Origin of the sequence: Arthrobacter sp. SLBN-83 (genome assembly GCF_006715285.1) — a bacterium.
In the GTDB taxonomy this organism is placed as follows: Bacteria; Actinomycetota; Actinomycetes; order Actinomycetales; family Micrococcaceae; genus Arthrobacter.
This window is the reverse complement of the sequence record NZ_VFMX01000001.1, coordinates 313517-333652: the sequence shown is the minus strand read 5'-3', so window position 1 is coordinate 333652 and position 20136 is coordinate 313517. Positions and strand designations below refer to the sequence as shown.

The window sequence follows — 20136 nt, the reverse complement described above, 5'->3', positions numbered from 1 at the left end:
GGCTTGGGTGCTCGGCATGCCAGTCAGGGCGGGTCAGAGTGCGGCTGCCAGGCTGCGGCTCACCGTGAGGCCGGTGAAGATGCAGCCGCCCAGGAAGGTGCCTTCGAGGGCGTTGTAGCCGTGGGCGCCGCCACCCCCGAACCCTGCAGCCTCGCCTGCGGCGTAAAGGCCGGGAATGGGGGAGCCGTCGTGTCCCAGTGCCTGGCCGGACAGGTTCGTCTGGATCCCGCCGAGCGTTTTCCTGGTGACAACGTGCAGCTGCACGGCGATGAGTGGACCGGCCTTCGGGTCCAGGATCCGGTGCGGTTTCACCGTCCGGAAGAGCCTGTCGCCCAGGAAGCGGCGGCTGTTGCGGATGCCCGCCACCTGGGCGTCCTTGGAGTAGGGGTTCCGGACCTCGGCATCTCGCTCTTTGATCTGACGCCGGAGCTGCGCATAGTCCAGCAGCGGCTCCTCCGTCAGCCCGTTCATCCCGCAGACCAGGTCTGCCAGGTTGTCCGCCACCACGAAGTCCGCGCCGTGCTCCTTGAACGCCTCGATGGGGGCACCGGCGCCGCGGCCCAGCCGGCTCCGGAGCAGCAGCTTGAGGTCGCGGTTGGTGATGTCCGGGTTCTGCTCTGAGCCGGAGAGCGCGAACTCTTTTTCGATGATGCGCTGGTTGAGGATGAACCACGAATGGTCGTACTGCTGGATGTCCGGGGTGGTCCGCAGGAGGTTCAGGGTGCCCAGGGTGTCATAGCCGGGCAGGCCGGGGGAGGGGAGCCGCCGGCCCAGCGCATCGAACCACAGGGAGGACGGGCCGGGCAGGATCCGGATGGCGTGGTTTGGCCAAATGGGGTTCCAGTTCCGGATGCCCTCCGTGTAGTGCCACATGCGGTCCCGGTTCACCAGCCGGACGCCGGACTGGTCCGCGATGTCCAGCATCCGGCCGTCCACGTGCTGCGGCACGCCGGTGACCATCTTTGCCGGCGGCGTTCCCAGCCGTTCGGGCCACCAGCGCCGTACTTGGTCATGGTTGCCACCGATCCCGCCCGACGCGATCACCACCGCCTGTGCCCGCAGTTCGAACCCGGCAACGACATCCCGGTTGGAGGACACCCCGCGCGGGGACGCATCAGGTGCCAGTACCGAGCCCCGCACCCCGGTGACCGTGCCGCCGTCGTACGTTAAACCGTCCACCCGGTGCCTGAAGAAGAACCGGACGTTGCCCGCCGAGGCCGCCTCCCGGGCCTTGTCCGCGAACGGCCCGGACACCCCGGTGCCGGTGCCCCACGGGACGTGGAAGCGGGGGACCGAGTTGCCGTGGCCGCCGGCCCTGCCGTCTCCGCGCTCCGCCCAGCCCACCAGCGGCGTGAACCGGATGCCCTGCTGGTGCAGCCACGTGCGCTTCTCGCCGGCGGCGAACTCCACGTACGCGCGGCCCCACTGCCGCGCCCACTCGTCCTCGGGATGCGTACCGGAAAGCCGGTCCCACTGCGCCGATCCCTGCCAGTCCTGCCACGCCAGCTCGAAGGAATCCTTCACACCCAGGCGGCGCTGCATGGGGGTGTCCACCAGGAAGAGCCCGCCCAGGGACCAGAACGCCTGCCCGCCCAGGTTGGCTTCATTTTCCTGCTCCACGATGGCAACGCGCTTGCCGGCGCGGACCAGCTCGTTGCAGGCCACCAGCCCTGCCAGGCCGCCGCCGATGATGATGACGTCCGCGTCCATGCGATCCCTGCCCCGGTTGTTGGTAAGTGAGAGTCCAGCATCAAACTACAGCAGGTTTGAAGCTCCCTCCTTCATGGTTGGTGGGAGAATGGAGCCGCGACATCTGTCACGGCGCCGGCCCGGTTCCGGCAGGTCCCGCCAGCAATCCAGGAGGGGATCCTGATGGACCCCACCACATTGGTTGTCATCGTCGTGGTCATCCTGCTGCTCATCCTGGCGAGGATGGCGGTGCGGATTGTGCGCCAGTTCGAGAAGGGCGTGCTCTTCCGGCTCGGCAGGGTGGTTGGCGTGCGGGAGCCAGGCCTGCAGCTGATCATCCCGGTGATCGACCGGCTGCAGTTGGTCAGCCTGCGGATCGTCACCATGCCCATCCAGTCCCAGGGCATCATCACCCAGGACAACGTCAGCGTGGACGTCTCCGCGGTGGCGTACTACCGGGTGGTGGACGCCGTGAAGTCGGTCATCGCCATCGAGAACGTGGCCGCGGCCATCGACCAGATCGCCCAGACCACGCTGCGGAAAGTCGTAGGCCAGCACACCCTGGACCAGACCCTGTCGGAGACCGCGCGGATCAACGCCGATATCCGCCAAATCCTCGACGTGCTCACCGTCGAGTGGGGCGTCGAAGTCACGCTGGTGGAACTGAAGGACATCCAGCTGCCCGAAAGCATGAAGCGCGCCATGGCCCGCCAGGCCGAAGCGGAACGCGAGAAGAGGGCCAAGATCATCGCCGCCGAAGGCGAAGCGATCGCCGCAACAGCCCTCGGCGACGCCTCCGACACCATGATGGCCCACCCGCTGGCACTGCAGCTTCGAAACCTGCAGTCCCTGGTGGAGATCGGCGTGGACAAGAACACCACCGTCGTCTTCCCCGCCCCGCTCATGAGCACCATCGGCGAACTGTCCGCCTTCCTGGCCCGCGAAGGCCAGGCTGCATCCTCCGGCAGCGCTTCACCCATCAAGGCGGCCTGACCGCCGCCTGCGCGCCGCTCGGCACAAAAAACCCACCGTTCGGCGCGCCAACAGTACGTTTGCTGATGATTTGCATCATGATTGCCGAAGGCAACGGGCCGGGCTAAACCAAGGCCTTTGGCCTCTGGCTCGATCAGACATTGACGTCTTCCACAAGCAAAGGGAATCAAACCATGGGCTTCCTGGACCGTGACCACTCCATCGCCCCGCCGGGCTTCAACCGCTGGCTGGTGCCGCCGGCCGCGCTCGCAGTCCACCTGTGCATCGGGCAGGCCTACGCCACCAGCGTGTACAAGACCGCGCTGGTCAAGCACTTCGGCGCCAGCCTCACCGAGGTGGGCGTGATCTTCTCCATCGCCATCGTGATGCTGGGCCTCTCCGCCGCGATCATGGGTACCTGGGTGGACACCAACGGCCCGCGCAAGGCTATGTTCACCGCCGCCATGTTCTGGGTGGGCGGCTTCCTGATCGGCTCGCTGGGCATCTTCACCCGCCAGCTCTGGCTGGTGTACCTGGGCTACGGCGTGGTGGGCGGCATCGGCCTGGGCATCGGCTACATCTCGCCGGTGTCCACGCTGATCAAGTGGTTCCCGGACCGTCCCGGCCTGGCCACCGGCATGGCGATCATGGGCTTCGGCGGCGGCGCGCTGATCGCCAGCCCGGTATCCCAGGCCCTGCTCAAGGCGTACGACCCCAACTCCGGCGCGCAGGGCTGGGTGGCCAGCGGCGATGCCGTGGGCAAGCTCTTCCTGACCCTCGCCGCCGTCTACCTCGTGTACATGCTCTTCGGTGCGTTCACCATCCGGGTCCCCGCGGCAGGATGGCGGCCCGCCGGGTTCGACCCCGCCAAGGTCAAGGCGGCAAAACTGGTGACCACGGAGAACGTGTCAGCGAAGAACGCCATCAAGACTCCGCAGTTCTGGCTGGTGTGGGTGGCGCTGTTCTGCAACGTCACCGCCGGCATCGGCATCTTGGAGCAGGCAGCGCCCATGATCCAGGACTTCTTCCGCCAGTCCGACGGCAAGTCCCTGGTCACCGCCGGCGTCGCCGCGGGCTTCGTTGGCCTGCTGTCCATCGGCAACATGACAGGCCGCTTCGCCTGGTCAGCCACGTCCGACGTCACCGGCCGCAAGCGGATCTACATGATGTACCTGGGCGTCGGCGCGGTGCTGTACATCATCCTGGCGCTGGCCGGCTCCACCACCACCATCCTGTACGTTGCACTGGCGTTCGTCATCATCTCCTTCTACGGCGGCGGCTTCGCTACAGCTCCGGCCTACCTGCGGGACCTCTTCGGCACCTTCCAGGTGGGCGCCATCCACGGCCGGCTGCTCACCGCATGGTCCGCCGCGGGCGTTGCCGGGCCCCTGATCGTCAACTCGATCCTCGATGCGCAGGGCAAGCCGGGCCAGCTGAACGGCGCGTCCTATCAGCCCGCGCTGCTGACAATGGTGGCGCTGCTGGTTATCGGCTTCATCGCCAACCTGCTGGTCAAACCCGTCGACGCACGATTCCACGAATCCCGCCCCGAGCGGCACACATCATCCATGGAGGCCTGACATGAGCAGCACTGCACACACCCCCGACGCCCAGCCCGTCAAGCGGTCCACCGGCAGGCTGGTCCTGGGCTGGGTCCTGGTGGGGATCCCGCTGGCCTACGGAGTCTTCCAGACGCTGACGCAGGTGGCGGCGCTGTTCGGATAGCCCGCTTCGCTTTCCTTGCACGCCACACTGGCCCAGTTTTCAGGGACTAACGTCCGCGGGACCGCTCGGTTTCCGCGGTACCGCCCTGAAAACTGGGCCAGTCTGTGCCCGGGGCGTCACGCCGGGCACGCTTTCGCGCCAACGGACGACGCCGGCCCCCGGGTTTCCGGGGTTTCGTTGCCGCCAGTGCGCGTAAAACATGGCCGGGGTGACGCGGGTGCCCCGGTTCAGGCGGCCGCAGGTTTCGTAATCCGCCGACGCAGGACCGTTGCGGTCACCCACGTGACCAGGCTGCAGGCCGCGGCACCCCAGAGGATGTCTGTCACGGCCACCAGCGCGGTGAAGTCCTTCAGCACGGCAAACCCGGTCAGCGCCCAGGTGGCGTAGGTGAAGAACCCGAACAGCGCGGCGCCCGTGACACGCTGCCGCAGCGGGACCTCAGCAGCATTTGGCCGGACGCCGTAGTGCACCATCCCCGCCACGAAAACGGCGTAGAACAGCACCGCGCCCAGCAGGTTGGCCTTGGGCGCCAGCAGCCCGCCGATCTGGCTCCGATACAGCGGATTGGCCACCAGCAGGATCCACGCGACGTCCAGCACGGCGAAGATCAGGGCCGTGACAACGTAGGCGGTCAGCCAGTTCCTGGTGCGGGGGTTCATGCTCTGCTCCTTGCGTCGGTGTAGAGGTTTTCCACGAAGTGGCGGGCGCGCTCCGTGAACACGGCGCGTTTGAGCTTCATGGTGGGGGTGACCATGCCGTGGGACTCGCTGAGATCGGCCAGCAGCAGCACGAATTTGCGTACCTGCTCCGACCGGGCCAGCCGGGCGTTCGCGGCACTAACCACTTTGCCCACCACGCCCAGCAGCCGCTCGTCCTCAATCTGCACCGCGCTGCCGTCGTCGGGGATCCGCAGCCCGGCGAGATCGGCGATGCCCTCCCGCTCGGCCCAGGCTGCCACGGACTCGGGATCCAGCAACACAAGCCCGCCCAGGTACGGCTTGCCCTCGCCCACCATGACGGCGTGTGCCACCAGCGGATCGCCCTCCACCAGGCCTTCCCAGATGGCGGGGGTCACGGTCTTGCCGCCGGCGGTGACGATCACGTCCTTGATCCGGCCCTTGAGCGTGAGCCGGCCGTCCGGATCCAGGGAGCCCAGGTCGCCGGTGCGGAAGAACCCGTCCACGAAAGCATCGGCGTTGTCGGGCGCACGGCGGTAGCCGGCGAAGACGCCCACGCCGCGGGCCAGCACCTCGCCCTGCTCCGAGATCCGCACGGTGGTACCGGGCATTGGCACGCCCACCGACCCGGAGCGGATGGCGCCGGGAAGGTTGCCGGTGAGCGGGGCGGTGGTTTCCGTAAGCCCATAGCCCTCGATGACCGGCAGGTGCAGGCCACGGAAGAAGAGGGACAGTTCGGCGTCCAACGCCCCCGCTCCGGAGAGCAGGCAGTCCAGCCGGTCGCCCACCAGCGCGCGGAGGCGGGCGTAGAAAAGCCGGTCGAACAGGGCCCGCCGCGCATGCAGCTCAAGCGGCGCACTCAGGGAAGCATCGGCGTCGTGCGCTTCCGCGAACCTGCCCCACTCCACGGCCGTGCGCTGCGCCAACCCCCACACCCGCCCGAGGTTCTTCTGGGCGGCCGCGGCGGCAGCGGAAGCCTGGATTTTCTGCAGGACGCGGGGGACCACCACCAGGAACGTGGGCCTCAGCGCACCCAAAGCGGGCACCACGTCGCGGGGGTCGGACAGATGGGCGATGCGCATACCGTTGGCCAGGCAGATCAGTTGCAGGCCGCGGGCCAGGACGTGTGCCATGGGCAGGAAGATGATGGTGTTGCCGCCCTCGCGGACCACGCTGGTGTAGGCGGCGCCCACGTTGAGGATCTGGCCCACGAAGTTGCGGTGCGTGATCAGGGCACCCTTCGGGGCCGAGGTGGTGCCGGAGGTGTAGACGATGGTGGCCACGGAGTCGAGGTCGTGCAGCAGGCGGCGTTCCTCCACGTCCCCGTCCGGCACGTCCGCGCCGCGCTGGACCAGGGCTGCCAGGTCGGCGTCCGGTCGGGTGTCCATGGTCCAGACGCCCAGGTGCGCCATGCCCGCATCGGCGAATCCCTGTTCCAGCAGGGCGGCGTGGGCGGCGGTGCCGGCGATGGCCAGGCGGGCGGCGGCGTCTTCAAGGACGGCGGTCACCTGCGGCTGGGCGGAGGTTTCGTAGATGGGAACCACGACGGCGGCGGCGAACCAGGCTGCCATGTCCGCCACCGCCCATTCGTAGCGAGTGGGGGACATGATGGCCACCGAGTCGCCGGGCTGCAGGCCGGCGGCGATCAGGCCCTTGGCCAGGGCCCGGACCTCGTCCACGAACTGCCCGGCGGTCACCTGTCGCCAGGGGTCGGTGACGGAAGCCCCATCGGCCCGGACCTCGAAGGCGATGTGGTCCGGGGAGGTGCGGAAGCGCTGCATCAGCAGGTCCGTGGCGTTGCGGTGTCCGGAAAGGTCGGCCAGCGGTGCGGAGGTGAACTCTCTCAAGGGGTGTCTTTCTCGGAAAGGGAGTGCAGGTGGTCCTGCATGAGGTTCAGCGCGACATTGAGGAAGTCCGCGACGGCGTCCTGCCGGGCGCGTGGGAGGGCTTCGATGTGCTGGTTGGTGGCGTCCATGAGGGGGCGCATCAGGCCCATGATGTCCTTGGTGGCCGCGGGCGTGGCGTTGACGTGCACGTGCCGCCGGTCCTCCTCCGAACGGAGCCGTTCGGCGTAGCCGCGCGCTTCCAGCCGGCTCACGATGGCGGTGGTGGTGGCAGCAGTTGCACCCAGCTTCTGGGCAAGCGTGCCGACGGTGACCGGACCGGACTGGGCCAGCGCCGAGAGGGCGCGGTAGTCGGTGAGGTTCAGCTGCAGGCAGCGGGCCACTTCCCGCTCGGTTTCATTGGCGAGGTCGAACAGGGCCTGCAGCGCGAATGCGGCGGGGTGATACGGCGGCGTCATGGTTCCTCCTCCGCAGGCTTATAGTAGTTATTGTCCTCTAGTCATCAAATTAATTTGAATACAAGAAAGACTAGCAGGACTATTTGGGACCGGCCGTGCAGCAGCGCGCGGCCGGCCAGGGGAAAGGAACCTGTCCGTGAACGACAAGAGCCGCAAGGCCCTCATCAGTACCGTTATCGCCGTGGTGGTGGCGGTGCTCATCGCCCTCGCAGGAAGCCAGGGCGGCTCCAGGATCGGCGGGTGGCCCGTCTTTGCGCTGGGAGTTGCCATCGCGTTCGTGATCCAGTGGCTGGTGTTCATTCCGTCCTTCAAGGCGCAGACGGAGAAGTTCTACGACCTCACCGGCGCCCTCACCTACATCTCCATCACCGTGTTCCTGGTCCTGGCCTCGCCGGGGGTGGACGCGCGCGGAATGCTGCTGGCGGCCATGGTGGTGCTGTGGGCCGCGCGGCTGGGCAGCTTCCTGTTCCTGCGGATCAGCAAGCACGGCAAGGACGACCGGTTCGATGAGCTCAAGCCGGACTTCTTCCGCTTCCTGAACACCTGGACCCTGCAGGGCCTGTGGGTGGTGCTCACCGCGGCGCTCGCCTGGGTTGCCATCACCTCGGACAAGAAGGTGGGCCTGGATTGGTTCTTCTGGGTGGGCCTGGTGGTGTGGGCTGTCGGCATCACCATCGAGACCATGGCCGACCTGCAGAAGACCCGCTTCAAGGACGACCCCGCCAACAAGGGCCGCTTCATCAGCACCGGCCTGTGGTCCAAGTCCCGCCACCCCAACTACTTCGGCGAGATCACCCTGTGGGTGGGCGTGGCCGTCATCGCCCTGCCGGTGCTGCAGGGCTGGCAGTGGGCGGCGCTGGTTTCCCCGGTGTTCGTGGCCCTGCTGCTCATCATGGGCAGCGGCGTGCCGCCCCTGGAGAAGAAAGCGGACAAGAAGTGGGGCGGCCAGGCCGACTACGAGGCTTACAAGAAGAACACGCCCGTGCTGGTGCCCAAACTGAAGTAGGGCTTTCCCAAGCAGGGATTGACGACGGCGGCCTCCGGAACCGGGTGCCGCCGTCGCCCGTTGTTCAGTTACGATTTAACCCATCAAGGGGAGTACTCCCGTCTGTGGTTGGCCCGTCAATACGGATGCAGCGATGCATCCCGGGCCACCGGCTCCGGTTTCACCGGGCGGAGGAGACCTTGGCGTCAATGTCAACGCCTACCCTTGGAGTATCCACATGCAGGTCACACCGCTCGTCTGGATCATCACCATTGCCGTGACGATCCTGTTCTTCGTCTACGAGTTTTTCGCCCACGTCCGCAAGCCACACGAACCGTCCATCGGTGAATCCGCCCGCTGGTCGGCTTTCTACATCGGCCTCGCGCTGGTGTTCGGCGTCGGGATCGGGGTGGTCTCGGGCTGGACCTTCGGCGGGGAGTACTTCGCCGGCTACCTCACGGAGAAGGCTCTCTCGGTGGACAACCTGTTCGTCTTCCTCATTGTGATGACCGGGTTCGCCGTTCCCAAGAAGTACCAGCAGAAGGTGCTGATGGTGGGCATCATCATCGCCCTTATCCTGCGCGGCGGGTTCATCGCCATCGGAGCCACACTGATTGAGAACTTCTCCTGGGTGTTCTACATCTTTGGCGCCCTGCTGCTCTTCCTCGCGTACAAGCAGGCGTTCGGCGGCCACGACGCCAACCCGGCTGACGGCAAATTCATGCAGCTGGTGCGCCGCGTCCTCCCGGTCACCCCCGACTACCACCGGGACCGGCTCACCGTGAAGCTGGACGGCAAGCGGTTCGTGACGCCCATGATGCTCACCATCATCGCCATCGGCTTCGTGGACCTGATCTTCGCCGTCGACTCGATTCCCGCGATCTACGGCCTGACCAGCGAGGCATACATCGTCTTCACCGCCAACGCCTTCGCACTGATGGGTTTGCGGCAGCTGTTCTTCCTGATCGGCGGACTGCTGGAACGGCTGGTTTACTTGGCCCAGGGGCTGGCCGTGATCCTCGCGTTCATCGGCGTGAAGCTGGTGTTCCACGCCCTGCACGTCAACGAGCTGCCCTTCATCAACGGCGGCCAGCCGCTGCTGTGGGTGCCGGAAATCCCCATCTGGCTCTCGCTGGTCTTTATCGCCGCCACCATCCTGGTGGCCACGGTGGCCAGCCTGGCCAAAACCCGCCGCGGGCTTGGTGGCGGCGGGGCCGCCCACCAGGAAGTGACGCAGGAGGACACGGACTCCACAGCGGGCACTCCGCGCTAGCCGCTGGCCGGCTGGCCGGCAGGACGGACGACGGCGGCACCCAGGTTGGGTGCCGCTGTCGTTGGCTGTTAGTCGTGCATCCGGAGGACCACTTCATAGGAGCGGACGCAGAGGGAGATGTTCAAGTTCTCATGCACTGTCCCGAAGGCACAGTCCGGGTTGGCGAACGTCTTGAGGCTGTAGCCGGTCGAAGCACGCAGATCGTCCACGGTGACCTGCACCGGGGTGGACCAGGTTCTGTCCAGGCTGTGGCAGGGGTTCTCCAGCGGGACACATCCGGGATCGTTCTTCGGATCGCTTGCCGCAGTCACCTCCCAGCCGTCTCCGGTGGGGATTCCATCCGCGATGGAGACCATCTCCTCGATCCGTGCCGTTTCACGGGCGGGACCTCCGTTGATCATCGGCATCAGCGACGCCACCATGATTCCAATACAGAGCACCACGATCGCCGCTCCGCCCACCACCCACGGCCACACCTTGGGCTTTTGAGGCGGCATGACATAGGGATGCATCCAGTCCCCTCCTCCCTGCGGCATCACCGGCGCGACCTGCGTTTTCTGGACACCCTGGTGACGAGGGCGATCAGCCCTATGCCCGTCGCCACGAGGGTCAGGACCGTTCCGACTCCGCGCAGGGTGACTCCGCTGCTTTCAAAGCCCAGCACAACGGCGCGGGATGGCTGCTGACTGTCATAGGCGACCGTGACGGGGTCGCCGACCGTAGGGTGCTGGTCGTGCTCGACGCTTGCCGAGACAACGTGGTCAGTCCCGTCCGTGGACGTGTAGCGGACTTTGATGTCCCGGTTGGAGGCGCGCTGGGTGTCATTGAAGTCCGTGACGGTGCCGGGGCTCCGCACCCCTGTCCGGGAAAGTTCGGCATCGGCATCGATCATGACGGTCCCCACCACCATGAGGCCGGGACCAACGAGCAGTACGATCAGGACCACCGCCAACGCGCCAAGGCGGCCTCTCGTCTTTTTCGGGTTTCTCGCGCAGGGTGCTCCGGGGGTGCTCACCCGGCCATTCTGCCGGATTGCCAGCCCACTTCGTGTCAGGTTGGAGGCCCGTCGCTGGCCGCCGTCGCAGCTTAAGCGCAGGAGTCGGGAAGGATTGCCCCAGTTCCGATGAAACCGGCAATTCGGGCGGTTTGCCGCCGTTAGGCTTTTCCCTGGCGTCAGCAGGTATGGGGGGCTGACGCCCCCAACTTTTCGTGCACAACCCGGGGGAACTGCATGTCCAGCCACACGTCCTTGCCCGAGACCACGCCTGCGTCCGGCACCCGGTGGACGGCCGCCGTCGTCCTTTCCGCCTTGCTGGCCCTCTTCGGCGCAAGCCTACCGGCGGTGGCAGCGGACAGCACCACCACGGCAACGGTCCAGGCGGCTGACCTGCTGGAGACCCTCCCTGTGAAGGGCCGCGCGCCCAAGACGGGGTATGAGCGGTCGCTGTTCGGGCCAACGTGGGCGGACGTGGACCAGAACGGCTGCGACACCCGCAATGACATCCTCAACCGGGACCTGACCGACATCACCTACGTCAACAGCGTCCCCTGCACGGTCAAGACCGGGGTGCTCGCGGATCCCTACACGGGCACCGTCATCGACTTCGTCCGCGGCACCACCACCAGCAGCGCGGTGCAGATCGACCACGTGGTGGCGCTCAGCGACGCCTGGCAGAAGGGCGCCCAGCAGCTGACCACGGAGCAGCGGACGGCGTTCGCCAATGACCCGCTGAACCTGCAGGCCACGGACGGGCCCACCAACCAGCAGAAGGGCGACGGCGACGCCGCGACCTGGCTGCCGCCGGCCAAGGCCTTCCGCTGCGAGTACGTGGCGCGGCAGGTTTCCGTGAAGGCCCGGTACAGCCTGTGGGTCACGCAGGCCGAGCACGACGCGATCGCCGGCATCCTCGCCACCTGCCCCGGCCAGCCGGCACCGACCACCATTACGCCCGCCTCCGCGTCCACCACCGTCTACTACGCCAACTGCGCCGAGGCCGTGGCCGCGGGGGCAGCCCCGCTCTACGCAGGTTCGCCGGGGTACCGCTCGGGGCTGGACGGCGACGGCGACGGGGTGGCCTGCGAGGGCTGAGCGGCCAGCGCCTACCGTTCGGCGCGCGGGTCAGGGCTTACGACGGCGCCGCCTGTTCCGGGTGCCGACGTCGGCGACTCCTGGGAGTGCCGGAGCGCATGCCTATTGGTGGCGCTCATGCCCAGCAGTGCGACGCAAAGGGTGAGCACCGCGGTCAGCAGCACCCCAAGTCCAAGATGAAGCTGCACGAACCCGGCGCCCACTGCCGCGCCGGCCATGATGAGTCCGATCGCCGCGAGCCGCCGGCCCCAGAACGGGTGGGTGCCGGCACCAAGGCGTGAATCCGCGGCCAGGCCGGTGATGGTGGAGGTGACCACCACGGTGGGGACGTCCCTGACGTTGAGGTGCCGGGCCGTGGCGGCCTGCAGGCCCATGGCCACCGCCAGCGTGCCCGTGATGGCCACCGTCAGTGCCTCGCTGCTCCTTGGGTTAACACCGCTGAGGAGAAGTGTGGCCACAACGGCCATCACCGCGCTGACACCCACCAGCAGGACCGTGGTGCGGTGGTTCCAGCCCGACGTGCTGGGCCGCAGGACCCGCCCGGAAATCATGGCGCCGGTCATGAACCCGGCCAGGGCCACGATGGGTCCGAGGACTGGAAGGTTGTCGCCGCCCATCAGTGCCATGCCCAGGATCACCACGTTGCCGGTCATGTTCGCCGTGAACACGCGGTCCAGGCCCAGGTAGCCCACGGCGTCCAGCACGCCGGTGGAGAACGTCAACACCAGCATGAGCACCAGGTGCAGCTTGGGCGGATGGGCGGGGAGGAAACGGGCGGGCATATGCATACCTTTCGGCAGTCCCGGAAACGGTTGTGCTGGCGGTGGTGCCTTTTCCAGTATCCTCCGGTCCCTGCCCGGCTGAGGGGCAGGACGGTCGACGGCGGCACCCACGGTGAGTGCCGCCGTCGACCGTGTGCCCAAAAGAGGCGGGACGGGCTCAGCCCTGGTACGCCTTCGGCAGCTTCAGGCCGCGTTCCTCCATGACGGTGCGCAGGCGGGTGGGGTAGTCGGTGATGATGCCGTCCACGCCCAGGTCCATCAGGCGCGTCATGTCGGCGGTGGTGTTCACGGTCCACGGGATGACGGCCAGGCCCAACTCGTGGGCCTCGGCGATCATCGTGGGGGTGACCGAACTGAACGTGGGGGAGACGACGTCGTACCCCTGGGCGGCGGCCGCCTTGGGAAGGGAACCGTCGTAGTCGTCGATGTCGATGCCGCCCAGGTTGGGGCTGGCGCCCGGCTTGCCGACGCCCATCCAGGCATCGCCGCTGGACAGCGCTACGAGTGTCAGGTCCGGCGCGATCTGCTTGGTCAGGTTCAGCGAGGACCAGTCGAAGGACTGCAGGGTGGTGCGGTCCGCCATGCCGGAGGCCTCGATCTCCGCTACGACGGCGCGGGTGAGCGACTCCATGCCGGCGCCGCCGATTTCGCTGTCGTTGACCTTGGTTTCGACGTTGAAGCGGACCTTGTCCGCCTTGCGGTCGCGGGCCAGCTGGTAGACGTCCTTGAGTTCGGCAATCCGGTTGCCCTCGATGACGTCCTGCTCCGGGAAACCGGGCAGCTGCTTGAAGCCGCAGTTGAGAGTCTTCAGCTGGGCAAGGGACAGGTCCGCCACGCGGCGCCCCACGTAGGGAAATTCGGGGTCGCCGGCGGTGGCAGGGGCGGTGTCGGTGCACTTGTTGGCCTGGATGGTGTCGTCGTGCCAGACCACCACCTTCCCGTCCTGGGTCAGGTGCGTGTCCAGTTCGAGCGTGCTCACGCCCAGGGCCAGGGAGTTGCCGAACGCCGCGAGCGACTCCTCGGTCCACTGGCCGCGGCCGCCGCGGTGGCTTTGCAGGTCGAAGGAGCCGTTGCGCTCGTTGGTCTTGATGGCCGAGGTGGCGGTTCCGGCCGCGTTCGACGACGGCGTGCCGGCCTGGGTGCCGTCGGCGGCGACGGCGGGTCCTGCCATGGAGGCGATGAGGGCGGCGGCTGCCGCGGCAGTCAGGACGTGGCGCATGGGTGTTCCTCCAAAGGGGGTGCGGGGGCCGGCGGGCGGGCCGGGTGACCCGTCCACGCTAGGGCGGGCAGGTTGCGCGATGGGTGCGGCGAGTTGGAGGGGAGGTTAACGGGGCGTGCCCGGCTGCGTCCGTGGAGGGGCGTCGTTCTGCAGGGCGGCACCTGCGATGATCGCCCCGGCCAGGAAGAGTACAAACGGCGATTGGAGAATCGAGCCAAAAACCGCGAACCCTGAGTCCGCAATGGGTTTCGAGGCTGCGATGAGGCATGCAACGTCAACTGCCAGGGCCACCACGTAGCCGGCGATGAAGACGACCATCACCGCCGGCGGCCTGTAGCCCTTGGTGAAGGACCGCACTGCGGAGTCGTACCACAGGAACTTGAGCCCGATAATGGTGGGCGTGAACGTCAGGACGAAGAAGACGTCGACGTCCTCCGGGAATCTGCGGAGTGGGACGTTCGCGCCGCCTTGGTAAACGCCCTCGGAAAAGTACCACGCGGTGACCAGCTGGATCCCGATCAGCAGGACCGAGAGCAGTCCGTACCGCAGCCATGTTCCACGCCGTGTCATCCCCATGGCACAGTATGGCAATGGCAGCCAAGGGGTTTTCAAGGCAGTTGCGGCAAACTTGAGTCTGCCCCCACGAACGAAAGCAGGATTCCGTGATCACCCTCCAGCAGGACGCCGACGGCTTTGTCCGCATGAACCGGCACTACCCGGCCGGCGTCCGCATCCGGATTGCCTTCAACGACGGCAGCACCGGTGACTTTTCGGGCCGGACCCTCAACAACGCCTACGATGCTGCGCTCGCCGAGTTCCGGGCCAAGAACGGCCTCGACGCGAAGGGGTTCAGCCGGGCTCCGGCCAGCAGGACCAACCCGGGCAACAAGGTGGACTTTGTTCCCGTGCACCCGGGCATGCGGGAGTAGCCGGAGCGGCTGGCCGACCCGCCGGAGCCCCTATTGGCGCAGTGGTCACACCCCAACTGAGTCGGCGTGCCGGTGGGCCACCTTCCACTGGCCGTCCTCGCGCCGGTAAACCTGGGTGGCCCGGAGGGTGAGGTTGGTGGGCATGCCGTTCCGATGGAAGGAGATGCGCTCGATACCTGCCGTGTAGGCCATGTTTCCAATCACGTCGCACGCCTGCAGCTCCAGCTCCCATGATGTGCAGTTGGAGAATCTGTCTTCCAGGAACCGGAAGGTCTGCTCCACTTCTTCCAGCCCGTAGGCATTGCGCAGCGCTCCGAGAATGCTCACCGGCTCCGTGCGCGACCAGAGGGCGCGCGCCGGGGGTTGGCGTCGCCGTTGTGCAGGGCAACTTCCGCGTCATGCAGGGTGGTCCTGACCCACTGAAGAAAGTCATCGCGGTCGCTCATGGCGTCAAGCTACCCGCGTGGTGTGGGCCCGCAAAGGGCGAAAAGTCCCTACGCGCGCGGGCTTTCAGTTCGAGAAACCCCGCTCCCGCTGCTAGGTAAGGCCCGACCAAAAAGTGGGGGTAACGTCGGGGGCTGCACCCCCTCGACTGGTCCCCAGCCCGGGCCTACTGTTTCCTCGCAAGCATCCGCGAGGAGGATTGAGGTGCCCGAAATGGGAGCACAGGAAGACGCCGCACTGGTTCGGCGGGGCTATGAAGCGTTCAGTGCAGGCGACATGAATACGCTCAGTGATCTGTTTGCTGAAGATGCGGTCTGGCATGTGGGCGGCACAGGTCCGTTGTCCGGTGACAAGAAGGGCCGGGAGGCGATTCTTGCCTACTTCGGCGAACTTTTTACACGGTCCAACGGTTCGATGAAGGTCACGGTGGAGGACGTAGCCGCAGGCGACAGGTACACGGTTGGCGTCCAGTTTTCGCACGCGGAGCGCGACGGCAAGACTATGGACCAACGGCAGGTCATCGTGTTCAGCATTGTGGACGGCAAAGTCACTGAGGGCACGGAAATGCAGCAGGAAACCACCTTGGTTTCTGATTTCTGGTCCTGAATGCCCATCGGTTTGCCCATGAAGGGGCAATGCAGGGGCCATTCCCGCTCGGCCGCACGCGCGCGCCGACCGGATCTTTCTTCGCGGGAATCGGACACCTATGAACAAGGGGAGCGATCATGGCGGTAGCAATAATCATGGAGTTCGATGGTTCAACGCTCGAACAATATGACGAGATCAATAAGAGAATGGGGCTAACCCCGGGAGGCCCTGGACCGGAGGGATCCATTTCCCACTGGGCCACAGCAACCGATAACGGCTTCCAGGTGACAGATGTATGGGAAAGCCGTGAGCAGTTCGATGCATTCGCCCGGGACACGATGGGGCCGCTGAGTATGGAACTGGGATTCGCCGCGCCACCAAAGATGACCTACTGCGACGTGCACAACTACTTCACGCCCAACGCCGGAATCTGAAATCTCTAGACCTCCCGTTGTTGGAACCCTAGCCGGCGGTCTCCTCGTGGGCCCTGACGACGAATTGTTCCACCCGCCGGTCCGGTACCAGCCAGATGAGCGCCACGACGGTGAAGGCTGCGACTCCCAGCAGCGGCTGGACGAAGGTAAGGGCGATTCCGGTGAGGTAGATCAGCGGTGAGGCCTTGCCCTTCCAGTCTTTCCCGACTGCCCGGGCGAGGGCGCCGTCCCTGCCCTGCACCGCGATCAGCCGCCGTTCCAGGATGAAGTAGGCGATCGCGGCGCACAGCAAGTTGATCCCGTACAGCAGCACGGGCACCTGGAGGAAGCCGGACTCATCCATCCACCGCGTGGTGAACGGGAACAGCGACAGCCAGAACAGCAGGTGCAGGTTGGCCCAGAGGATGGCGCCGTTTACCCGGCTGGCGAGGTGGATCATGTGGTGGTGGTTGTTCCAGTAGATCCCCACGTACACGAAGCTCAGGAGGTAGGTGAAAAGCGTGGGCAGGATGGCGGCGACGCCGGCCCACGTGGGTTCCTCCGGCGTGTGCAGTTCCAGCACCATGATGGTGATGATGATCGCCAGTACGCCGTCGCTGAAGGCTTCGAGCCGGTTCTTGTTCACCCGAATATTCTGCCCTCAAAGTCCTTCGGCCGGGACGTCAAGCGAGGGGACATCAGACGACAGTGACCGTCCCTGCATCGCCGTCCACGGTCACCTTCGGGGCGTCGGCCAGCCGTTGCGTCGCCACTCCCGTTCCCAGGACTGCGGGAATGCCATACTCGCGGGCCACGATGGAGCTGTGACTCAGCGGTCCGCCCACATCCGTCACCACCGCGGACGCCATGGCGAACAACGGTGTCCACGCGGGAGTGGTCATGCGGGCCACCAGTACCTCGCCGGGCTGCATCCGGCCGAAGTCCTCCGGACCCCGCAGGACCCGGGCCGGCGCGGTCACCCGGCCGGCGCTCGCGCCCGTCCCCTTGATCACGTCCCCGGCCTGCTGCTGCGGGCCTCCCGGCATCATCGAACCGAACGCCTTTTCCATCCAAGCCTTCTGCGGCAGCATCTGCGGAGCCGCGGCCTTTGCCTGACCCCGCCACAGCATCCGGCGTTCCTCGACGGCGGCGGCCCGGACGGGACGGGACGCTCCGGCGAGGGCCACGCCGGCTTCCGGTTCCGCCAGCCCGAACTCCACCGCGCTCTGCAGCTCTGCGAACCGCAACCAGAACACGTCGTCCGCCGCAGCGATAACAGAAGAGGAGACCAGCCGGCGCCCCAGTTCCAGCAGCATCCGCCGCAGCAAGGGCCAGGCGAGTCCGACGTCGGTCAGCGCGTCTTCGCGGGCCGGCGCCGTCTCCTGCGCCCACTTCAGCAGACGGAAGAATAGTGCCCGCCGTCGGGGACCCAGCCGGCCGGCCACTTCACGGGTCAGCGACTCCCGCCGCTCGGTCAGCAGCCGCTGCCGCTCGTGCGGGTCGGTGCCCTGCCCGCGGAGGTAGAACTTCACCGTCTCCAGCTGCGCGGTCGGGTCGTCGGCGGGCACGGGGCTGGCGAAGTCCAGGTTGTAGACCGCGTGCCCGTAACGGGCCAGATGCTCCTGGAAGGTGAACCGCCATTCCTGCCAGATGGCGCCGTCCACCCCGGCCGGCGCGGAACCTGTGCGCAGGCACCCGGCGAGTTCCGCCGTCGTACTTTCCAGCAAAGCCTTCACCAGCGAGGGATCGCTGCGCGCCCACCCGGCCAGGTCGTACAGCGACTTTTCCGCGCGGATGGGTTCGCTGTCGAAGCCCAACAGGAACTCCTGGGCTGGGGGATCGCCCTCCCGCCGGACGGTTCTGTAGAAGCCGCGGAAGGCGAGTTCGCTCATGTCGGCCATCGGGATGACGGACTGAACCGCAGTGTAGTAGACGGTTCCCGCGTCCAGGAGGGCCTGCACGCCTGCCAGCAACCGCTCGCCCGGAAGCTCCGCCGGCGGTTTCACGGACCAGTCCTTGATGATCCGTTCGTAGCGTGGATGCGAGTAGTCGCGCCAGCCGTTGATGCCCATGTGCGCCTCGCCGCCGAACAGCGCGCGCATCGCAGGGACCGTCCGGGCCGTCATCCGCAGCATGGGCCAGGTGCGGTAGTAGTAATAGGCATAGCCGTTGACGGTGGGGAAGCGGACGTCGCCCTCGCGCAGGGAGTGCTGGCCCAGCGCGTCGTTCATCAGGGCGGAGATGGAGCGGGACACCGAGCCGTCGACGAGGTCGGCGAAGAGCGGGGAGAGCGGCTCCGGCATCTGCTCCACGATGCTCGCCCGGAAGTAAAGGCCCTTGGGGTAGGGGACGGGCCATTCGGTGGGGACGTCCGCGGCGGGTTCGGGGAGCGCGGTGATGGGCCGGGACTGGAGGAGGAAGAACTGGCCGTCGGCGCGCGCCCATTCGATGTCCTGCGGCGCGCCGAAGTGGTCGGCGATCCTTTGCCCGTAGCCGGCAAGCTCGGTAGCTGCCTGGTCATCCAGGACAGGCGCACGACGGCGGGCTTCCGCCACCTTTTGCTCCGACGTTCCGTTTTCCGTCAGAACGGTCATGAGTTCCTTGTCGGCCGTCTGCCGGGTGAGGACCTTCCCGGTGGCGGCGTCCACGGTCAGGTCGTCGGTGGTGACCGCCCCGCTGACCACGGCCTCACCCAGGCCCCAGGCTGCGCTGATCACCGTCTGGTCGCGCCGGCCGTTGGCGGGGTTGGCGGTGAACATCACCCCGGCTGCCTGGGCCTCCACCATTTGCTGGACCACGACGGCGAGGCGCACCTGGTCCGGCAGCACGCCTTCCCGGGCGCGGTAGGACATGGCGCGGGCCGTCCAGAGCGAGGCCCAGCAGTTGATGACGGCTGTGCTTAGCGCTTTGAGGCCGCGGACGTTCAGGAAGGTTTCCTGCTGGCCGGCGAAGCTGGCGGAGGCGAGGTCCTCGGCGGTGGCGGAGGAGCGGACGGACACCGCCGTGTTTCCACCGCCGAGGAGTTGGTAGGCGTCCTTCAGTTCGGCTTCGATGGCCGGGGGCATGACGCCTTTGGTAAACAGGGTCCGGATCAGTGCGGAGGCGTGCTCATAGTCCTCCGGTGATGCGTCGGACGGGAGAGCGGCCAACTCCTGGATGGCTGAGTCGAGGTTGTTTTCCGTGACGAATTCGGCGTACGCGTCCGTGGTGAGGACGAACCCCGGCGGGACCGGAAGCCCGGCCTGGATGAGGCCGCTGAGCCCCACGGCCTTGCCGCCGGCGGTGGCGATGTCGCCGCGCCGCACGTCGCCTAAGCCGTTGACGTATGTCATGACGCTCCCGCCTTGCCGCCCGCCGCCGTCGTCCGCTTCCACAGCACGAACGCGAGGATTGCCACCCACAGAAGGAATGCCCCGATGCTGATGCGCTCGCTGATGCCGAGTACCAGGTTCGGTCCCGGGGCTGCCATGAACGCGATGATGCCCAGGAGCGCGGAGGCGGCGAGCGAGACGATGGAGTAGACGCGCATCCCGCTGTGGAACCCTGCCGCGACGAAGCACATGGCGGCGACCATGAGGGCGAGCTGGATGTTGGTGACCACGATGTGCATGGGGATGGAGGAGTCGTCGCCGATCCGGAGCGGGAAGATGGCGCCCATGATGTTCCACAGCCCGTAGGCGATGAGCAGTCCGGCGCCGATGCGGAGGGCTCGGCTGCCGCGGACCGAAAGCCAGGCGCCCACGCCGAAGGCCGTGAACACCACCGTGTAGAGCCAGGTGAACGGGGCCGTGACGCTGTAGCCGGGGGAGCCGACGGCAAAGAGTTCGCTCACCATCTGTTCGGTGCGGCGGTACCCGGCCCACTGGGATGCCGCGATGCCGTCGGTGAACACCACGTAGAGCAACGAGGACAGCGGCCCGGCGGCGAGGAGGCCGGTTAGCAGAGCGTCGCTGTGCTGGCCTTCGAGCGCCGGCGCCCGACGGCGGCGGGGGAGCCGTCCTCCGGCAACAGACATGATCGGAAGTCCTTTGAGCCCGCGCTCAAGAAAG

The 20136-nt window shown here is 66.9% G+C and carries 23 protein-coding genes; 9 read left to right on the top strand and 14 right to left on the bottom strand.

Going from position 1 to position 20136, the window contains the following annotated elements; genetic code table 11:
• Positions 1-33: 33 nt before the first annotated feature.
• The gene (locus tag FBY30_RS01445; RefSeq protein ID WP_142130846.1) at positions 34-1710 is read right to left on the bottom strand and encodes an FAD-binding dehydrogenase; all 1677 of its coding nucleotides are present in this window, start codon (positions 1708-1710) and stop codon (positions 34-36) included.
• A gap of 162 nt (positions 1711-1872) precedes the next feature.
• Between FBY30_RS01445 and FBY30_RS01440 the strand changes: the two genes are divergently transcribed.
• The 3 genes from FBY30_RS01440 to FBY30_RS20770 all read left to right on the top strand — a co-directional run bounded on the left by FBY30_RS01440 (position 1873) and on the right by FBY30_RS20770 (position 4386).
• Entirely contained in the window at positions 1873-2682 is an 810-nt protein-coding gene (locus tag FBY30_RS01440) for a slipin family protein (RefSeq protein ID WP_142130845.1), read from the top strand.
• Positions 2683-2855: 173 nt separating this feature from the next.
• Positions 2856-4241 carry an OFA family MFS transporter gene (locus FBY30_RS01435; RefSeq protein ID WP_142130844.1) on the top strand — a complete coding sequence of 462 codons (1386 nt, stop codon included), beginning with the start codon at positions 2856-2858 and terminating at the stop codon, positions 4239-4241.
• Position 4242: 1 nt separating this feature from the next.
• Entirely contained in the window at positions 4243-4386 is a 144-nt protein-coding gene (locus FBY30_RS20770; RefSeq protein WP_200830612.1) for an MFS transporter small subunit, read from the top strand.
• Positions 4387-4613: 227 nt separating this feature from the next.
• Here the strand turns inward: FBY30_RS20770 and FBY30_RS01430 are convergent, their stop codons facing one another.
• From FBY30_RS01430 to FBY30_RS01420, 3 genes are read right to left on the bottom strand one after another with little or no spacing between them, the layout of a single operon-like run.
• Positions 4614-5045 carry a DUF2177 family protein gene (locus FBY30_RS01430; protein ID WP_142130843.1) on the bottom strand — a complete coding sequence of 144 codons (432 nt, stop codon included), beginning with the start codon at positions 5043-5045 and terminating at the stop codon, positions 4614-4616.
• On the bottom strand, positions 5042-6910 hold the full coding sequence (locus FBY30_RS01425; RefSeq protein ID WP_235009292.1) for an AMP-dependent synthetase/ligase: 1869 nt from the start codon (positions 6908-6910) through the stop codon (positions 5042-5044). Before FBY30_RS01425 ends, FBY30_RS01430 begins: the two co-directional genes overlap by 4 nt.
• Positions 6907-7365: a MarR family winged helix-turn-helix transcriptional regulator gene (locus FBY30_RS01420; protein ID WP_142130842.1), complete on the bottom strand. Its 459-nt coding sequence runs from the start codon at positions 7363-7365 to the stop codon at positions 6907-6909. Before FBY30_RS01420 ends, FBY30_RS01425 begins: the two co-directional genes overlap by 4 nt.
• Before the next feature lie 136 nt (positions 7366-7501).
• Between FBY30_RS01420 and FBY30_RS01415 the strand changes: the two genes are divergently transcribed.
• Complete coding sequence (locus FBY30_RS01415) at positions 7502-8371, top strand: DUF1295 domain-containing protein (RefSeq protein ID WP_142130841.1); 870 nt, start codon at positions 7502-7504, stop codon at positions 8369-8371.
• Positions 8372-8588: 217 nt separating this feature from the next.
• Positions 8589-9623, top strand: a complete 1035-nt coding sequence (locus FBY30_RS01410) for a TerC family protein (protein ID WP_142130840.1) — start codon at positions 8589-8591, stop codon at positions 9621-9623.
• A 68-nt stretch (positions 9624-9691) separates the two neighbouring features.
• Here the strand turns inward: FBY30_RS01410 and FBY30_RS01405 are convergent, their stop codons facing one another.
• The gene (locus FBY30_RS01405) at positions 9692-10135 is read right to left on the bottom strand and encodes a hypothetical protein (protein WP_142130839.1); all 444 of its coding nucleotides are present in this window, start codon (positions 10133-10135) and stop codon (positions 9692-9694) included.
• Between the two features lie 23 nt (positions 10136-10158).
• Positions 10159-10638 carry a DUF3592 domain-containing protein gene (locus FBY30_RS01400; protein WP_160141444.1) on the bottom strand — a complete coding sequence of 160 codons (480 nt, stop codon included), beginning with the start codon at positions 10636-10638 and terminating at the stop codon, positions 10159-10161.
• 216 nt (positions 10639-10854) lie between these two features.
• On the opposite strand from FBY30_RS01400, the gene FBY30_RS01395 reads away from it, so the two are divergent.
• A complete protein-coding gene (locus FBY30_RS01395) occupies positions 10855-11712 on the top strand; it encodes a GmrSD restriction endonuclease domain-containing protein (protein WP_142130837.1) in 858 nt (285 codons plus the stop codon).
• Between the two features lie 11 nt (positions 11713-11723).
• Here the strand turns inward: FBY30_RS01395 and FBY30_RS01390 are convergent, their stop codons facing one another.
• The 3 genes from FBY30_RS01390 to FBY30_RS01380 all read right to left on the bottom strand — a co-directional run bounded on the left by FBY30_RS01390 (position 11724) and on the right by FBY30_RS01380 (position 14283).
• The gene (locus tag FBY30_RS01390) at positions 11724-12494 is read right to left on the bottom strand and encodes a YoaK family protein (protein ID WP_142130836.1); all 771 of its coding nucleotides are present in this window, start codon (positions 12492-12494) and stop codon (positions 11724-11726) included.
• Positions 12495-12651: 157 nt separating this feature from the next.
• Entirely contained in the window at positions 12652-13713 is a 1062-nt protein-coding gene (locus tag FBY30_RS01385; protein WP_142130835.1) for a glycerophosphodiester phosphodiesterase family protein, read from the bottom strand.
• 105 nt (positions 13714-13818) lie between these two features.
• Positions 13819-14283 (bottom strand): hypothetical protein, encoded by a 465-nt coding sequence (locus tag FBY30_RS01380; RefSeq protein WP_142130834.1) that lies wholly within the window; start codon positions 14281-14283, stop codon positions 13819-13821.
• 92 nt (positions 14284-14375) lie between these two features.
• Here FBY30_RS01380 and FBY30_RS01375 point away from each other — a divergent pair, with 92 nt between their 5' ends.
• Positions 14376-14642, top strand: a complete 267-nt coding sequence (locus FBY30_RS01375) for a hypothetical protein (RefSeq protein ID WP_142130833.1) — start codon at positions 14376-14378, stop codon at positions 14640-14642.
• Positions 14643-14687: 45 nt separating this feature from the next.
• On the opposite strand, the gene FBY30_RS01370 is transcribed toward FBY30_RS01375, so the two are convergent.
• Both FBY30_RS01370 and FBY30_RS21115 read right to left on the bottom strand, forming a co-directional pair.
• Positions 14688-14969, bottom strand: a complete 282-nt coding sequence (locus FBY30_RS01370; protein WP_235009291.1) for a nuclear transport factor 2 family protein — start codon at positions 14967-14969, stop codon at positions 14688-14690.
• Positions 14966-15088 carry a hypothetical protein gene (locus tag FBY30_RS21115; protein ID WP_268815682.1) on the bottom strand — a complete coding sequence of 41 codons (123 nt, stop codon included), beginning with the start codon at positions 15086-15088 and terminating at the stop codon, positions 14966-14968. Before FBY30_RS21115 ends, FBY30_RS01370 begins: the two co-directional genes overlap by 4 nt.
• A 211-nt stretch (positions 15089-15299) precedes the next feature.
• On the opposite strand from FBY30_RS21115, the gene FBY30_RS01365 reads away from it, so the two are divergent.
• Together FBY30_RS01365 and FBY30_RS01360 are read left to right on the top strand one after the other, a co-directional pair.
• Positions 15300-15692 carry a nuclear transport factor 2 family protein gene (locus tag FBY30_RS01365; RefSeq protein ID WP_142130832.1) on the top strand — a complete coding sequence of 131 codons (393 nt, stop codon included), beginning with the start codon at positions 15300-15302 and terminating at the stop codon, positions 15690-15692.
• Between the two features lie 119 nt (positions 15693-15811).
• Positions 15812-16108, top strand: coding sequence for a hypothetical protein (locus FBY30_RS01360; RefSeq protein WP_142130831.1), 297 nt, complete (start codon positions 15812-15814; stop codon positions 16106-16108).
• Between the two features lie 28 nt (positions 16109-16136).
• Here the strand turns inward: FBY30_RS01360 and FBY30_RS01355 are convergent, their stop codons facing one another.
• The 3 genes from FBY30_RS01355 to FBY30_RS01345 are packed head-to-tail and all read right to left on the bottom strand — an operon-like array spanning position 16137 to position 20102.
• Entirely contained in the window at positions 16137-16733 is a 597-nt protein-coding gene (locus FBY30_RS01355) for a TMEM175 family protein (protein WP_142130830.1), read from the bottom strand.
• Positions 16734-16785: 52 nt separating this feature from the next.
• Positions 16786-19419, bottom strand: a complete 2634-nt coding sequence (locus FBY30_RS01350) for a PEP/pyruvate-binding domain-containing protein (protein WP_142130829.1) — start codon at positions 19417-19419, stop codon at positions 16786-16788.
• Positions 19416-20102, bottom strand: a complete 687-nt coding sequence (locus tag FBY30_RS01345; RefSeq protein ID WP_142130828.1) for a DUF998 domain-containing protein — start codon at positions 20100-20102, stop codon at positions 19416-19418. Before FBY30_RS01345 ends, FBY30_RS01350 begins: the two co-directional genes overlap by 4 nt.
• Positions 20103-20136: the final 34 nt, after the last annotated feature.

What these genes read in the sequence shown, in the direction of transcription:
- FBY30_RS01445 (WP_142130846.1), bottom strand. Translation starts at nt 1,710, where the DNA reads ATGGACGCGGACGTCATCATCATCGGCGGCGGCCTGGCAGGGCTGGTG.
- FBY30_RS01440 (WP_142130845.1), top strand. Translation starts at nt 1,873, where the DNA reads ATGGACCCCACCACATTGGTTGTCATCGTCGTGGTCATCCTGCTGCTC.
- FBY30_RS01435 (WP_142130844.1), top strand. Translation starts at nt 2,856, where the DNA reads ATGGGCTTCCTGGACCGTGACCACTCCATCGCCCCGCCGGGCTTCAAC.
- FBY30_RS20770 (WP_200830612.1), top strand. Translation starts at nt 4,243, where the DNA reads ATGAGCAGCACTGCACACACCCCCGACGCCCAGCCCGTCAAGCGGTCC.
- FBY30_RS01430 (WP_142130843.1), bottom strand. Translation starts at nt 5,045, where the DNA reads ATGAACCCCCGCACCAGGAACTGGCTGACCGCCTACGTTGTCACGGCC.
- FBY30_RS01420 (WP_142130842.1), bottom strand. Translation starts at nt 7,365, where the DNA reads ATGACGCCGCCGTATCACCCCGCCGCATTCGCGCTGCAGGCCCTGTTC.
- FBY30_RS01410 (WP_142130840.1), top strand. Translation starts at nt 8,589, where the DNA reads ATGCAGGTCACACCGCTCGTCTGGATCATCACCATTGCCGTGACGATC.
- FBY30_RS01405 (WP_142130839.1), bottom strand. Translation starts at nt 10,135, where the DNA reads ATGCATCCCTATGTCATGCCGCCTCAAAAGCCCAAGGTGTGGCCGTGG.
- FBY30_RS01395 (WP_142130837.1), top strand. Translation starts at nt 10,855, where the DNA reads ATGTCCAGCCACACGTCCTTGCCCGAGACCACGCCTGCGTCCGGCACC.
- FBY30_RS01390 (WP_142130836.1), bottom strand. Translation starts at nt 12,494, where the DNA reads ATGCCCGCCCGTTTCCTCCCCGCCCATCCGCCCAAGCTGCACCTGGTG.
- FBY30_RS01385 (WP_142130835.1), bottom strand. Translation starts at nt 13,713, where the DNA reads ATGCGCCACGTCCTGACTGCCGCGGCAGCCGCCGCCCTCATCGCCTCC.
- FBY30_RS01380 (WP_142130834.1), bottom strand. Translation starts at nt 14,283, where the DNA reads ATGACACGGCGTGGAACATGGCTGCGGTACGGACTGCTCTCGGTCCTG.
- FBY30_RS21115 (WP_268815682.1), bottom strand. Translation starts at nt 15,088, where the DNA reads ATGAGCGACCGCGATGACTTTCTTCAGTGGGTCAGGACCACCCTGCAT.
- FBY30_RS01365 (WP_142130832.1), top strand. Translation starts at nt 15,300, where the DNA reads ATGGGAGCACAGGAAGACGCCGCACTGGTTCGGCGGGGCTATGAAGCG.
- FBY30_RS01360 (WP_142130831.1), top strand. Translation starts at nt 15,812, where the DNA reads ATGGCGGTAGCAATAATCATGGAGTTCGATGGTTCAACGCTCGAACAA.
- FBY30_RS01350 (WP_142130829.1), bottom strand. Translation starts at nt 19,419, where the DNA reads ATGACATACGTCAACGGCTTAGGCGACGTGCGGCGCGGCGACATCGCC.
- FBY30_RS01345 (WP_142130828.1), bottom strand. Translation starts at nt 20,102, where the DNA reads ATGTCTGTTGCCGGAGGACGGCTCCCCCGCCGCCGTCGGGCGCCGGCG.